The sequence below is a fragment of the Aliiroseovarius sp. YM-037 genome, from assembly GCF_048060095.1.
Classification (GTDB): domain Bacteria; phylum Pseudomonadota; class Alphaproteobacteria; order Rhodobacterales; family Rhodobacteraceae; genus JBLUOA01.
This window is the reverse complement of record NZ_JBLUOA010000001.1, coordinates 1,733,980-1,747,677: the sequence shown is the minus strand read 5'-3', so window position 1 is coordinate 1,747,677 and position 13,698 is coordinate 1,733,980. Positions and strand designations below refer to the sequence as shown.

Annotated in this window: 14 protein-coding genes; 9 read left to right on the top strand and 5 right to left on the bottom strand. The window is 59.8% G+C overall.

Going from position 1 to position 13,698, the window contains the following annotated elements; genetic code table 11:
* The first annotated feature begins 3 nt into the window (after nucleotides 1-3).
* Genes lpxA through lpxB form a run of 3 tightly spaced genes read left to right on the top strand, consistent with a single transcriptional unit; the run spans nucleotide 4 to nucleotide 2,793 of the window.
* The gene (gene lpxA, locus ACEWPJ_RS08625; RefSeq protein WP_416512451.1) at nucleotides 4-801 is read left to right on the top strand and encodes an acyl-ACP--UDP-N-acetylglucosamine O-acyltransferase; all 798 of its coding nucleotides are present in this window, start codon (nucleotides 4-6) and stop codon (nucleotides 799-801) included.
* 4 nt (nucleotides 802-805) lie between these two features.
* Nucleotides 806-1,624 carry an LpxI family protein gene (locus ACEWPJ_RS08620; protein WP_416512450.1) on the top strand — a complete coding sequence of 273 codons (819 nt, stop codon included), beginning with the start codon at nucleotides 806-808 and terminating at the stop codon, nucleotides 1,622-1,624.
* Complete coding sequence (lpxB, locus tag ACEWPJ_RS08615; protein WP_416512448.1) at nucleotides 1,624-2,793, top strand: lipid-A-disaccharide synthase; 1,170 nt, start codon at nucleotides 1,624-1,626, stop codon at nucleotides 2,791-2,793. Before ACEWPJ_RS08620 ends, lpxB begins: the two co-directional genes overlap by 1 nt.
* Here the strand turns inward: lpxB and mnmA are convergent.
* Nucleotides 2,790-3,935, bottom strand: coding sequence for a tRNA 2-thiouridine(34) synthase MnmA (gene mnmA, locus ACEWPJ_RS08610; RefSeq protein ID WP_416512446.1), 1,146 nt, complete (start codon nucleotides 3,933-3,935; stop codon nucleotides 2,790-2,792). The two genes, lpxB and mnmA, sit on opposite strands and share 4 nt — an antisense overlap.
* 120 nt (nucleotides 3,936-4,055) lie before the next feature.
* Here mnmA and ACEWPJ_RS08605 point away from each other — a divergent pair, with 120 nt between their 5' ends.
* From ACEWPJ_RS08605 to ACEWPJ_RS08585, 5 genes are all read left to right on the top strand, one after another.
* Nucleotides 4,056-4,334: a DUF1153 domain-containing protein gene (locus ACEWPJ_RS08605; RefSeq protein WP_416512444.1), complete on the top strand. Its 279-nt coding sequence runs from the start codon at nucleotides 4,056-4,058 to the stop codon at nucleotides 4,332-4,334.
* A gap of 93 nt (nucleotides 4,335-4,427) precedes the next feature.
* On the top strand, nucleotides 4,428-5,141 hold the full coding sequence (gene ctrA, locus ACEWPJ_RS08600; protein WP_416512442.1) for a response regulator transcription factor CtrA: 714 nt from the start codon (nucleotides 4,428-4,430) through the stop codon (nucleotides 5,139-5,141).
* A 112-nt stretch (nucleotides 5,142-5,253) separates the two neighbouring features.
* Nucleotides 5,254-7,374 (top strand): NAD-dependent DNA ligase LigA, encoded by a 2,121-nt coding sequence (ligA, locus tag ACEWPJ_RS08595; RefSeq protein ID WP_416512440.1) that lies wholly within the window; start codon nucleotides 5,254-5,256, stop codon nucleotides 7,372-7,374.
* Nucleotides 7,371-9,461 (top strand): ATP-dependent DNA helicase RecG, encoded by a 2,091-nt coding sequence (gene recG, locus ACEWPJ_RS08590; RefSeq protein WP_416512439.1) that lies wholly within the window; start codon nucleotides 7,371-7,373, stop codon nucleotides 9,459-9,461. The genes ligA and recG overlap by 4 nt, the downstream gene beginning before the upstream one ends.
* Nucleotides 9,462-9,567: 106 nt before the next feature.
* A complete protein-coding gene (locus tag ACEWPJ_RS08585) occupies nucleotides 9,568-9,690 on the top strand; it encodes a hypothetical protein (RefSeq protein WP_416512437.1) in 123 nt (40 codons plus the stop codon).
* A gap of 171 nt (nucleotides 9,691-9,861) precedes the next feature.
* Here ACEWPJ_RS08585 and ACEWPJ_RS08580 read toward each other — a convergent pair whose 3' ends face one another.
* Nucleotides 9,862-10,314, bottom strand: a complete 453-nt coding sequence (locus tag ACEWPJ_RS08580) for an iron-sulfur cluster assembly scaffold protein (RefSeq protein ID WP_416512435.1) — start codon at nucleotides 10,312-10,314, stop codon at nucleotides 9,862-9,864.
* 64 nt (nucleotides 10,315-10,378) lie between these two features.
* On the opposite strand from ACEWPJ_RS08580, the gene hisI reads away from it, so the two are divergent.
* On the top strand, nucleotides 10,379-10,741 hold the full coding sequence (gene hisI, locus ACEWPJ_RS08575) for a phosphoribosyl-AMP cyclohydrolase (protein ID WP_416512433.1): 363 nt from the start codon (nucleotides 10,379-10,381) through the stop codon (nucleotides 10,739-10,741).
* A gap of 44 nt (nucleotides 10,742-10,785) precedes the next feature.
* Here the strand turns inward: hisI and gluQRS are convergent, their stop codons facing one another.
* Genes gluQRS through trmFO form a run of 3 tightly spaced genes read right to left on the bottom strand, consistent with a single transcriptional unit; the run spans nucleotide 10,786 to nucleotide 13,638 of the window.
* Entirely contained in the window at nucleotides 10,786-11,670 is an 885-nt protein-coding gene (gene gluQRS, locus ACEWPJ_RS08570) for a tRNA glutamyl-Q(34) synthetase GluQRS (protein WP_416512432.1), read from the bottom strand.
* Nucleotides 11,667-12,278 (bottom strand): class I SAM-dependent DNA methyltransferase, encoded by a 612-nt coding sequence (locus ACEWPJ_RS08565; protein ID WP_416512431.1) that lies wholly within the window; start codon nucleotides 12,276-12,278, stop codon nucleotides 11,667-11,669. The genes gluQRS and ACEWPJ_RS08565 overlap by 4 nt, the downstream gene beginning before the upstream one ends.
* Before the next feature lie 22 nt (nucleotides 12,279-12,300).
* Complete coding sequence (gene trmFO / locus ACEWPJ_RS08560) at nucleotides 12,301-13,638, bottom strand: methylenetetrahydrofolate--tRNA-(uracil(54)-C(5))-methyltransferase (FADH(2)-oxidizing) TrmFO (RefSeq protein WP_416512429.1); 1,338 nt, start codon at nucleotides 13,636-13,638, stop codon at nucleotides 12,301-12,303.
* Between the last annotated feature and the right edge of the window lie 60 nt (nucleotides 13,639-13,698).

The window sequence follows — 13,698 nt, the reverse complement described above, 5'->3', positions numbered from 1 at the left end:
CATATGACCGTTCATCCCAGCGCGGATATTCACCCTTCGGCCGTCATTGAAGACGGGGCCGAGATTGGCGAAGGCTGCGTCGTTGGCCCGTTTTGCACGGTCGGCGGGCAGGTATCGCTTGGCACGGGCGTGACGTTGAAAAGCCATGTCGTTGCGACCGGGCAAACCCGCATCGGTGATGAATCCGTGGTGTTCTCCTTTGCCTGTGTTGGGGAAATCCCGCAGGATCTGAAATTCAAAGGCGAAGCTACCCGGCTTGAAATAGGCAAGCGCGCCCGGATCCGCGAAGGCGTGACGCTAAATTGTGGAACCGACGGCGGTGGCGGAGTGACCCGCGTTGGCGATGACTGTCTGCTGATGGCTGGCGCGCATGTCGCACATGATGCGCAGGTCGGGGACCGGGTTATTATGGTCAACAACTCCGCGCTCGCGGGCCATTGCATCATCGAAGACGACGTTATCATCGGTGGGTTATCGGGCATCCATCAATGGGTTCGCATCGGGAAGGGCGCGATTATCGGCGCGGTCACGATGGTGACGAACGATGTCATTCCCTACGGCCTCGTCCAAGGGCCGCGGGGCGTTTTGGATGGGTTGAACCTCGTTGGGTTGAAGCGGAAAGGCGTTGCCCGCGCCGACATCACCGCGCTGCGGGCGGCCTATCAGATGCTCGCGCAGGGGGACGGTGCGTTTCAGGACCGTGCGCGGCGATTGGGCGATGAAACCGACAGCGACTATGTGCGCGAGATTGTCGATTTCGTCATGGGCGCCAGCGACCGCTCGTTCCTGACGCCGAGTTGACGGGATGCTTGCGCTGATCGCAGGGCAGGGGCGGCTACCGGTTGCGATTGCCGACAGGTTGGAGGCGGAGGGAACACCCTTCCACCTGTGCGAAATGGAGGGCTTCCCGGTTGAGAACTGCGGGGGCCGGCCCATCATCCGGTTTCGGATCGAACAGGTCGGTAGTTTCTTGGAAAAGCTGACGGGTCTTGGTGTGAACGACGTGGTCTTTGCCGGAACGGTGCACCGTCCGCCAATTGATCCTTCCCAGATAGATTCCAAAACGCTGCCGTTGGTCCCACGAATGCTTGCCGCGATCAAGGCGGGCGATGATGCGGCCCTGCGTGGCGTGCTGTCGATCTTTGAAGACGCAGGGTTTGCGATCAAGGCAGCGCATGAGGTCTTGCCGGAATTGCTACCCGCGGCGGGTGTGTTGAGCGACGCCCAACCTGATGAAACGGCGCAGTCCGACGCGGCGCGCGGAGCGGAGATTGTCGCGGCGATGGGCGCGGTCGATGTGGGGCAGGCGTGCGTTGTGTCGCGGGGGCAAGCACTTGCCATCGAAGCGCTGCCCGGGACGGATTGGATGTTACAAACGCTCAGCGATGGGGGCGGTGGCCCGCAGCGACCGGAGGGCGGTATCCTGTTCAAAGCGCCGAAGCCGATGCAGGACCGGCGCGTTGATCTGCCCGCGATAGGCCCGGAAACAGTTCGCGGGGCGAAAGCTGCGGGACTTTCGGGAATCGTGATCGAGGCGGGGGGCGTCATGGTGCTTGACCGTGACGCGACAATCGCAGAGGCAAATGCCCTTGGCCTGTTCCTTTGGGTACGGGAGTCTGCGTGATGCGCGTCTTCCTGATCGCAGGGGAGCCGTCGGGCGATAAGCTTGGCGGGGCGCTGATGGCAGGGCTCAAAGCCTTGATGCCAGACGTGACATTCTCCGGCGTCGGTGGGCCACTGATGCAAGCAGAGGGTATGGAGAGCCTTTTCCCGATGGACGAACTCTCCGTCATGGGAATCGCAGAAATCGCGCCGAAGTATTTTCATCTGAAACGGCGGATCAGCGAGACGGCCGCCGAAGTGTTGAAACAATCGCCGGACGTTCTGATCACAATCGACAGCCCGGATTTCTGCCTGCGTGTCGCGCGGCTGGTGAAGGCTGAAAGCGATATTCGCACCGTTCACTATGTCGCTCCGACGGTCTGGGCCTGGCGGGCTGGTCGGGCGGAGAAGATGGCGAAGGTGATCGACCAAGTGCTCGCCCTATTTCCGTTTGAGCCGCCTTATATGGAAGTCGCGGGAATGCGATGCGATTTCGTCGGTCATCCGGTTGTGGCCGAACCGCAGGCGACGGATGATTACGCTGCGTCCTTCCGTGCCGCAAACGGTATTTCGCCAGAGGATCCGTTGATCCTCGCGCTGCCCGGATCGCGGTCGGGTGAAGTGCAGCGCCTGGCCGACGTGTTCGGCGAAGCGCTTCGGGTGTTCGCAGCGGACCACCGCGCCGCCCGTGTCGTTGTGCCGGCGGCCGCTCCGGTTGCCGATCAGGTCAAGGCGCAGGTCGCGGCGTGGCCCGGCGACCCCATCGTGATTGATCCGCGTGTGGGCGATGCGGCTGCCGCGTTATCGACCAAGCGGGCGGCGTTCCGGGCCGCGGATATCGCCTTGGCGGCGTCTGGCACGGTGTCACTTGAACTCGCCGCCGCAGAAACGCCGATGGTGATCGCTTATGACATGAGCTGGCTAAGCCGGGTCATTATCAAGCGGATGCTGAAGGTCGATACCGTCACGCTGGTCAATCTGGTCGCCGAAAGCCGCACTGTGCCGGAGTTTCTAGGCGCTGATTGCAAGCCCGCCGCCATCGCTGCGGGGTTGGTCGATGTGTTCAACCACCCTGACGCGCAGAAACAGGCGATTGCACTGACAATGGCTCGGTTAGGCAGGGGCGGCGAAGCCCCCGGCCTTCGTGCGGCGCGTGCTGTTCTGGATGCCTTGGCGAGCGCTAACGCTTAGTGCCCGCGCCAGATCCAGCCGCCGCCGAAAATCCGGCTGCTATCCGTGTCGTAGAACACGCAAGCCTGACCCGGCGATACGCCTTCCTCGGGGGTTAGCAGCTCCACCTCGGCTTCGGTCGCGGAAATCGGTCGCAGGATCGCAGGTTGCGGCGGCCGGGTCGATCGTACGCGAACAGCGACATGCCACTCGGGCTGGCTGTCGAACGGCGCATCCCCCAGCCAGTTGATTTCGCGCACCGGCACGATCCGGGTGGCGAGCATCTCTTTCGGGCCGACGATCACGCGGCGATTGTCGACATCCAGTTTTACGACGTAAAGCGGGGTCTCCAACCCGCCAATGCCCAGACCCCGCCGCTGGCCGACCGTGTAGTGGATGACGCCGTTATGGGTGCCGAGGACGTTGCCCTCGGTATCCACGATCTCTCCGGGTTCAGCAGCACCGGGGCGGAGTTTTTCGATCACGCCCGCATAGTCGCCATCAGGCACAAAGCAGATGTCCTGGCTGTCGGGCTTGTCCGCAACGCTCAGCCCATATTTTGCCGCCAACGCGCGGGTTTCATCCTTGGAGGCCAGATGGCCCAGCGGGAAGCGCAGGAACGACAACTGCTCGGGCGTCGTGGAGAACAGGAAATACGACTGATCCCGGTTGGCATCGGCCGCCGAATGAAGTTCTGGCCCGGCGGGGCCGTCGAACCGCTGGATATAATGACCGGTCGCCATGCAATCCGCATCAAGGTCTTTGGCGGTCTCCAGCAAATCCTTGAACTTCACACGTTCGTTGCAGCGAATGCAGGGCACCGGCGTCGCGCCAGCCAGATAGCTGTCGGCGAATTCATCGATCACTGCGTCCTTAAAGATGTTTTCATAATCCAGAACGTAATGCGGAAAGCCCATTTCCTCCGCCACGCGGCGGGCGTCGTGAATATCGATTCCGGCACAACATGCGCCTTTTTTGGCCAGCGCTGCGCCGTGATCGTAAAGCTGCAAGGTGACGCCAACGACGTCATACCCTTCGTCCGCCAACATCGCTGCCACGACCGAACTGTCGACACCCCCGGACATAGCAACGACAACCCGCGTGTCCGCCACGGGTTTCGCAATGCCGAGTGAGTTCAGCGGAGTGTCCGCGTCCAGTGCCATATCACGCTCCTGATGATCGTGCGGAATATATGAAAATCTTACAGACTAACAAGGGGTCGCTTCATATCCCTTTAAGTCCGATCCGCAATGCTTGTGCCATCAGAAACTGAGGGGTGTGTGATGTTTCTAAAGAAAGTCGATGGCCCACGCGCCGTCACGCTGCCGGATGGCACCGTGATGACACGGGCGGATTTGCCCGATCCCAACACGACGCGATGGGTGGCGAGCCGCAAGGCGGCAGTGGTCAAAGGGGTCGCCTTTGGCCTGATCCCGCTCAGCGAGGCCTTGCAGCGCTACGGATTGTCGCACGAGGAGTATGAGGCGTGGGAAACTGCGATAAAAATGCACGGTGAAGGGGCATTGAAAGCAACGACGCTTCAGACATATAGACAATCATAGGTTGTATAGATATCTCCCGCTTAACGGTAACGCGAGATTAACCATTGTTAGCCAAGGTTAAGGCTCCAGAAGGGAAAGTAGCGGAGAATTAGTATGCGTGTCTTGCTTGTCGAAGACGATCCAACAACGTCAAAAAGCATCGAATTGATGCTGACCCATGCCAACCTGAACGTGTATTGCACGGATCTAGGGGAAGAAGGCATCGATCTGGCGAAACTTTATGATTACGACCTGATCCTGCTGGATCTGAACTTGCCTGACATGAACGGGCATGACGTTCTGCGGCAGCTTCGCCTGGCGCGGGTCGAAACGCCGATTCTGATCCTATCCGGGGTCGATGATACGGAAAACAAAATCAAGGGATTCGGATTTGGAGCCGATGATTACTTGACGAAACCGTTCCATCGCGAAGAACTCGTCGCCCGTATCCACGCGATTATCCGGCGGTCGAAGGGCCATTCGCAATCTGTCATCAAGACGGGACGGATCGCGGTGAATCTGGATGCCAAGACGGTCGACGTCGAGGGAAAATCCGTTCACCTGACCGGGAAAGAGTATCAGATGCTCGAACTGCTCAGCCTGCGGAAGGGTACGACCTTGACGAAAGAGATGTTCTTGAACCACCTTTACGGTGGGATGGACGAACCAGAACTGAAAATCATCGACGTGTTCATCTGCAAGCTGCGCAAAAAACTCAGCGAAGCGACGGGCGGCGACAATCACATCGAAACGGTGTGGGGCCGTGGATATGTGCTGCGCGACCCGGAACCGAGTGAGATTGCCAGCCCGATTGCCATCGGTGCCTGACCGGCCGGGCCTCTGTTAGCGAACGCGATAATTTCACTCCGTCGAGGCTTGTCCCTCTGGACCTCTCTCGGGCTGGCTCCTATCAAAGTATGAGACAGCCGGGGAGGGCGGGATGACTGCCGATATCGCAGTTGAAAAGCTGAGCGAAGCAGAGGCGGAGCGTGAACTCGCGCGGCTGGCAGAGGTTTTGCTGCGGGCGAACACGGCGTATCACGGCGAAGATGCGCCGGATATATCCGATGCGGACTATGACGCGCTGAAGCGCCGAAATACTGAGATTGAGGCCCGGTTTCCGCATCTTAAGCGGGCCGATAGCCCGAGCGATGTCGTCGGCGCCCCCGTTGCAGAGAAATTCGACAAGGTCCGCCATGCGGTGCGAATGTTGTCGCTGGCGAATGCGTTTGACGATGATGATATCTCCGAATTCGATGATCGCGTTCGCAAGTTCCTGAACGTCACCGCCGAGACCTCGCTCTCCTACACGGCGGAACCGAAGATTGACGGGCTATCGCTGTCGCTGCGCTACGAGGGCGGCAAGCTTGTCCAAGCCGCGACCCGTGGTGATGGCGAGGTTGGCGAGAACGTAACCGGCAATGCCCGAACGATTGACGATATCCCCGAAACCCTGACCTCAGCACCCGACGTGCTTGAGGTGCGCGGTGAGGTGTATATGTCTCACGCCGATTTTGAGGCGCTGAACGAACGGCAGGCGCAGGCCGGGGAAAAGACCTTTGCCAATCCGCGAAACGCGGCGGCGGGCTCGCTGCGCCAGCTTGATTCCGCGATCACGAAATCCCGCCCGCTCCGGTTTTTTGCCTATGCGTGGGGCGAGGTGTCCGAACCGCTTTCCACGACGCAAATGGGCGCGATTGAACGGCTGGGAAAGTTTGGATTTTCTATCAATCCGGAAACGAAGCTTTGCACTGATGTTGAAGGCATGATCGCGCAATATCGGGTGATCGAACAAAAACGCGCGACGCTCGGCTATGATATTGATGGCGTTGTTTACAAGGTGAATGATCTCACGCTGCAGGGGCGGTTGGGGTTCCGCTCCACCACGCCCAGATGGGCGATTGCGCATAAGTTTCCCGCCGAGCTCGCCTGGACCCGGTTGGAGGCAGTGGATATTCAGGTTGGGCGCACTGGCGCACTGTCCCCAGTTGCGCGGCTTGCGCCTGTGACGGTTGGCGGTGTCGTTGTGTCGAACGCGACACTTCACAACGAAGACTACATCGCAGGGCGCGATTCCAAGGGCGCCGAAATTCGCGGGGGCAAAGACATCCGCGTTGGGGATTGGGTGCAGGTTTATCGCGCGGGCGACGTCATTCCGAAGATTGCCGATGTCGACCTGTCCAAACGACTGGACGACGCAGTTGCCTACGAATTTCCGACGATTTGCCCGGAATGCGGATCGGACGCAATCCGCGAGGAAGGCGACGCCGTCAGGCGATGCACCGGCGGCATTATTTGCCCCGCGCAAGCCGTTGAAAAGCTGAAACACTTTGTCAGTCGGGGTGCATTTGATATCGAGGGGCTTGGCGCGAAACAGGTCGAACAGTTCTACGCCGATAAATGGATCGCTGAGCCGGCCGATATCTTTCGCCTGAAAGAATGCTACGGCAGCGGTATGCAGCAGTTGAAGAACCGCGAAGGTTGGGGCGAAAAATCCGCGACCAACCTGTTCGAAGCGATTGATGAAAAAAGAGAAATAGATCTTCACCGGGTGATCTTTTCCCTTGGCATCCGGCATGTTGGGGAAAGCGCGTCGAAATTGCTCGCCACGTCTTACGGAAGCTGGGCCGCGCTTGAAGAGGCGTTGACCCAAGCCACCGTCGGCGAAGGCGATGCGTGGGACCATCTGCTGTCAATCGACGGGATCGGCGCGGTTATGGCGGCCTCTCTCGTTACCACGTTCCAGCAAGAGGCGGAGCGCGCTTCCATCGACCGATTGATCGCGGAGCTTTCGGTGAAAGATGCGATCAGCACGGCCCCAACGGACAGCCCCGTGGCCGGAATGACGGTCGTGTTCACCGGCACGCTCGAAAAGATGACGCGGGCCGAAGCGAAGGCGCGGGCAGAGTCGCTTGGCGCTAAGGTATCCGGTTCGGTGTCCGGCAAGACAGACCTGCTTGTCGCGGGACCGGGGGCCGGATCAAAAGCGAAGAAGGCAGCGGACCTTGGTGTGAAAACCATCGACGAAGACGGCTGGCTTTCGTTGATTGAGGGGGCATGAGCAGCCGCCCGGAAATCCTGTTTCCGCTATTTGCGGAGCTTGAAACGCTGGATGGCGTCGGGCCAAAAACCGCGCAGACCTTTCAACAGATGGGGGTGGAGCGTCCGCGCGATCTGCTGTTCACTTTGCCGTATTCGGGGATCGATCGCCGCCGTCGGGACACGATCCAAGGGGCTGAGGTGCCAGCAGTCGTAACTGTTGAGGTTACCGTTGGCGCGCATCATCCCCCAAAGACCCGCGGGCGGCCCTATCGGGTTCACGTGCAGGACGCGAAGGCGGACTTTCAGCTCGTGTTTTTCCATGCCCGCGCGGATTATCTGCAAAAACTCCTGCCGCCCGGGCAGCGTCGGTTGGTGTCAGGCAAGCTCGAAATCTTCGACGGCATTGCGCAAATGGTGCACCCGGACCATGTCGTGCGGGTAGAGGAGGCGGAGTCGATACCGGACTTTGAACCGGTCTATCCGCTGACGGCGGGCATCACCCAAAAAGCAATCATGAAGGCGGCCGCGGGAGCCTTGAAGCGCGTGCCAGACATAGCTGAGTGGATCGATCCCGGCGTCAAAAAGCGCGAGGGATGGCCCGACTGGTCGGAGGCGGTGCGCGCGGCGCACAGCCCGACAAACGCGGCGGACTTATCGCCGGAAGCGGCAGACCGAATGCGCATCGCGTATGATGAATTCTTCGCGCACCAGCTAACGCTCGCACTGGCCCGCGCCGCGACTCGGCGAAAGCCGGGCATCCCGTCGGTCGGCACCGGAGCGCTGCAAAAACGCGTGTTGGGGGCTTTGCCCTACAAACCGACATCCGCCCAAGACCGGGCAATCGCTGAAATTACCGAGGATATGGGCAGCGATCACCGCATGAACCGACTGCTTCAGGGGGATGTTGGGGCGGGCAAAACGCTCGTCGCGTTTATGTCGCTGCTAGTCGCGGTTGAGGCGGGCGGGCAGGGCGTGATGATGGCGCCGACAGAAATACTGGCCCGACAGCACCTCGATAGCCTGAAACCGTTGGCGGAGGATGCGGGCGTCGTCCTCGAACTCCTGACCGGGCGCGATAAGGGGGCGGAGCGTCGGGCCAAGCTCGCCGCACTTCAGCGCGGAGATATTCAGATTCTCGTTGGCACCCATGCGGTCTTTCAGGACGATGTGACGTTTCATGATCTTCGCCTTGCGATTATCGATGAACAGCACAGATTTGGCGTGCGACAGCGGCTGCAACTCGGCGCGAAGGGGCAGGCGGTCGATGTTCTCGTAATGACTGCGACGCCGATCCCGCGCAGCCTCGCACTCGCGCAATATGGTGATATGGACGTGTCGGTGCTGGATGAAAAGCCAGCGGGACGGCAGCCGATCAAAACAGCGCTGGTGTCAACCGGGCGGATGGAGGAGGTGGTCGACCACCTTCGCAAGGCGATTGCCGATGGGCGTCAATGCTATTGGGTCTGTCCGCTTGTCGAAGAAAGCGAAGCGGTTGACCTGACGGCGGCGGAGGCGCGGTTCAAACACCTTCGCGCGGCACTTGGCGAGGGGACAGTCGGCCTTGTTCACGGGCAAATGCCCCCGGCTGAGAAAGACGCGGCGATGGCCCGCTTCGTCGCCGGAGAGACTTCGGTGCTGGTTGCAACGACGGTGATTGAAGTCGGCGTGGATGTGCCCAACGCCTCAATCATGGTGATCGAACGCGCCGAATATTTCGGCCTCGCGCAACTTCACCAACTTCGGGGGCGTGTGGGGCGAGGCACCGCCGCGTCGACCTGTCTGCTGATGTTCCAATCGCCGCTTTCGCAGGGGGCGGAGCGTCGCCTGACGACCCTGCGCGATAGCGAGGATGGCTTTCGGATTGCTGAAGAAGACCTTGCCATGCGCGGTGCGGGCGATGTGATCGGCACGGCACAATCCGGGCTGCCGCGTTTCCGGGTTGCCGATTTGGAGCGACAGGCCGGATTGATGGCAATGGCGCAGAAAGACGCGCGAAATCTTCTTGGCTCTGATCCGAAACTGTCAACAGAGCGCGGGCAGGCTGCGCGTGTGTTGCTTTGGTTAATGGAACAGGACAAGGCAATTCGTTTACTTTCAGTCGGTTAGCCGTAAAAATCCCATTTTGTTCACAAATGTTCTCAAAAAGTTCTTTACATGGCGTTAACGATATGAGAACAAAGTGGCAACACTACACAGAAGGTAGGTTGAGAGCATGTTGAAAGAAATCAAATCCGTTATTGAGCGTTCGTCCGGCACCCTGTTTCAAGATGTGCTGGGGGCGAGCGCGCTTTGCCTCATGCTGCTGATCGGCCTTCATCTACCGACATTTGTTTAGGTTTCTGCCTGCGTTCTCTGTTACTGGGTCGCGCATCCTGTCCCCAATCCGATGCGTTCCACATTGACTGCCTGTCAAAGTCCGGGTGCTACCCCTTCACCCCGTCGACCCATATCTGCCGAGAGACACGCATACTTCCGCCGCCGTCCATCAGGATGCGCGGCGGTTTTTTTATGCGCAGCAGCTATTGGTGGCGTCGTCGAATGCATCGAGCGTGGCATCAAGCGCAAGCAGGATGGAGCCGTGCCTATTGGCAAACCCTCGCGCGGGGATCAGAACCTCAAGCTCGTTGAACGGCGCGTCAGGGGCGGGGCCGTCGGATTTCAGCATGGCGCGGAGTTGATTGCGGGCGGTTTCAACCTCTGCCCGTGTCCGGCCGATGATGTTGGCACCGACGACGGATGCGGCGGCTTGACCGAGCGCGCAAGCCTTCACATCCTGCGCAAATTTGGACACGCGCCCATCCGCCACGCAAAGATCGACCGTGACGGCAGATCCGCAGAGCGGTGCGCGCTTCTTGACGGTCGAGTGGGGGTTGGAAAGCCGATCGGTCAACGGGATATCCGCCGCGAGCGCCAGAATACGGGTCGAGTAGAGCTTGAATAGGTCCGCGTCGGTCGTCATGGCTTTCCCTCATCGCCGCTCTGACTTAGATAGGCTTTGCTGACAGCAATCAAATGGGTATGCCATGTCCTTCGATCCCGCAACGCTGAAATTTGATGACCAAGGCCTGATCCCGGCGATTGCGCAGGATGAGACGAATGGAGACGTGCTTATGATGGCGTGGATGAATGCGGATGCCGTGGCGCGGACGTTAGCGACCGGGAGGGTCACGTATTGGTCCCGTTCTCGCCAATCGTTCTGGGTAAAGGGCGAAACGTCAGGTCATACGCAGGAGCTGGTCGACCTACGTGTGGATTGTGACAGCGATTGTTTGCTTCTGCTCGTCCGGCAAGAGGGGTCAGCGTGCCACACCAATCGGCGGAGTTGTTTTTATACGGCGGTTCGGGATGGTGAAGAAGTCGAGTTGTTAAAGCCCGAGGCGCAATAGATTTTATGCCTCCGGCGGGAGTATTTTGGGCAAGATGAAACCGGTTAGAGTCCGACCATTCGGCGGATGTCTTCCGGGGTCGCGCCATCCTGTCTGAATTTCGCGATGGCGCGGGCGTCATCCCGTTTGGCAAGGCGCTTACCGTTTTCGTCGCGGATCAGTTTGTGATGGTGGTAGATCGGCGTCGGCAGACCCAGCAGTATTTGCAGAACGACGTGGATTTTGGTGGCCTCGAACAAATCCTGACCACGCACGACATGGGTGATGCCCTGCGCCGCGTCATCGAGGACGACGGAGAGATGATAGGACGTGCCCATATCCCGTCGGGCAAGGACAACGTCGCCGATTGAATTGATGAGGGTATCTTGGCGGATTTCGATGGGGCCGTGTTTGCCATCGGGTCCGGTGCCGTCTTCGGTGAAATTGGTTGGGTGGTGATGGGCAATGCACTGGATAGCTCGATCCATATCAAGGCGTAGCACCACGTCTTTGGGGCGCTCTAATTCTGGATCAATCGGGCCATGCCCTTTGTCGCGGCATGTTCCCGGATAAATTAATCCGTCCGGCCCAAAGGTCGGTTCGACACCTTCTTGCGGAGCGCTGGCGGCAAGTTCGATGTCCCGTCGGCTACAGGTGCAAATGTAGACAATCTCTCGCTGCCAAAGTTCGTCCAGTGCCGATTGATAGGCAGCGGTTCGCTCTGATTGCCGCATGGCGGGATCGGGCCACCAGATACCGAGCCAGCGAAGATCGTCATATATTTGCTCTTCCCATTCCGGGCGAGCGCGGGACCGGTCGATATCTTCTATGCGGAGGAGAAAATCGCCACCCGCAGCCATCGCCATGTCATAGGCTAGCAGCGCCGAGTAGGCGTGACCGAGGTGCAGGGGGCCAGTGGGTGACGGGGCGAAACGGGTTCTGAACGTCAATTTTTGCGCAGCACGTAGACCATGGATTTCAGATTGATCCCCGGAAGGTGATCGCCATGTTCGCGAAATTCCAGCCGCGCGGCGCCGCAATCGGTGTATTCCATCACCTTGGCCTCAAACACCGGATCAGCAAGCGCGTGATCGTTAAGCGAAAAGACGAACAGCCCATCTTTGTCCAGCAGATTCATCAACACATCGACCACCTCAATTGGTGCGGCGCCGACGCCGATCGCGCCACAGGCTGTCACGGCGCCGTATTTGCCTTGATGCGTGGAAAGGTCATCGCCCGCTTCGACTTGCTGAAGGTCGCGATAAACGCCCTTTGCTTTCGCCTCTGCCAGCATATCTGCTGACAAATCCACGCCATCAATCATCGTGAACCCGGCGGCTTTTAGGGCTTCGCCGCTTAGCCCGGTGCCGCAGCCGAAATCCAGAATGACCGTGTCGCGATCGGCGAATTGTCGGAGCGCGTCCGCGATCCTGTCCGGGGTCTGGTAGCCGTTCTCGGCGATCTCGGCGTCGTAGCTTTCGGACCAGTCGTCGTAGAGCTTTCGCGTGTCCGCCGAGGTGAACAACTCATACGCTTTGCTTAGAAATGACTTACCCATGGGATCAGCATAGAACACCCGGTCACTTTTCGTCCAGCCACCGTTGCCATGCTGCCTTCGCCCGGTCCGTGTAGGCCTTGTAGCGCGCCTTGCGGTTCCGTCGACCACCCTTGGCGTCAACCTCGGGGAACAGGCCGAAATTGACGTTCATTGGTTGAAACGTCTTGGCGTACGCGCCGCCGGTGATGTGATGGATCAGGGCGCCCATCGCAGTCACGTTGGGTGGCGGGGGGAGAGGTTTGCCCGTGATCTCTGCCACAGCAAGGCGACCAGCCAGCAGGCCCATCGCAGCGGATTCCACGTAGCCTTCAACCCCCGTGATCTGCCCGGCGAACCGGACGTTGGAGCGGGATTTCAGCCGCATCTGATCGTCGAGCAGCGTTGGGGAGTTCAGGAACGTATTGCGATGAATACCGCCAAGCCGGGCGAACCGCGCGTTTTGAAGGCCGGGGATTATCCTCAGCACATCCGTCTGCGCGCCGTACTTCATCTTGGTCTGAAACCCGACGATATTAAACAGCGTGCCAAGCGCATTATCACGGCGCAGTTGCACGACCGCGTAGGGCTTCACATCGGGCTGATGCGGGTTGGTGAGGCCAACGGGTTTCATTGGGCCGAACCGCAGTGTTTCGCGCCCGCGCTCTGCCATCACCTCAATCGGCAGGCAGCCGTCGAAATAGCCGGCGGTTTCGCCTTCGTGGAATTCGGTCTTGTCGGCGGCAAGCAGGGCGTCGATGAACGCCTCGTATTCGTCGCGGGTGAGGGGGCAGTTCAGGTAGGCTTTCTGCTCCGCCTCGGTTTCGCCTTTGTCGTAGCGGGACTGCATCCACGCGATGTCCATGTCGATGCTGTCGGCATAGACGATCGGCGCAATCGCGTCGAAAAAGGCGAGGCTGTCGGTTCCGGTCTCGGCGCGAATACTCTCAGCCAAGGTGCCGCTGGTGAGGGGGCCAGTCGCGATGATCCAATGACCATCGGTCGGCAGTTCCGTGATCTCACCCTCATCAACCGTGACCAGCGGATGCGCTTTCAGGCGGGCGGTCACGTCGGCGGCAAACGGGTCGCGGTCGACAGCGAGGGCGGAGCCCGCAGGCAGCGCGTGCTTGTCCGCCGTTTCAATAATCAACCCGTTGGCCGCGCGCATTTCCCAGTGCAGCAGGCCGACCGCGTTTGCCTCATCATCATCTGACCGGAAGGAGTTTGAGCATACCATTTCCGCCAGATGCCCGGTCTGGTGCGCGAAGGTGCCGACCTTTGGCCGCATCTCGTGGATAACAACGGGAATGCCCGCCTCGGCTGCTTGCCATGCTGCTTCGGACCCGGCCATGCCGCCGCCAACGATGTGGAGTGTCTCAGTCATGGCGCGGAGATAGCCCTTGGACTGCGAAAAGAAAAGACCGGGTATGTTGTTTGCGGGGAG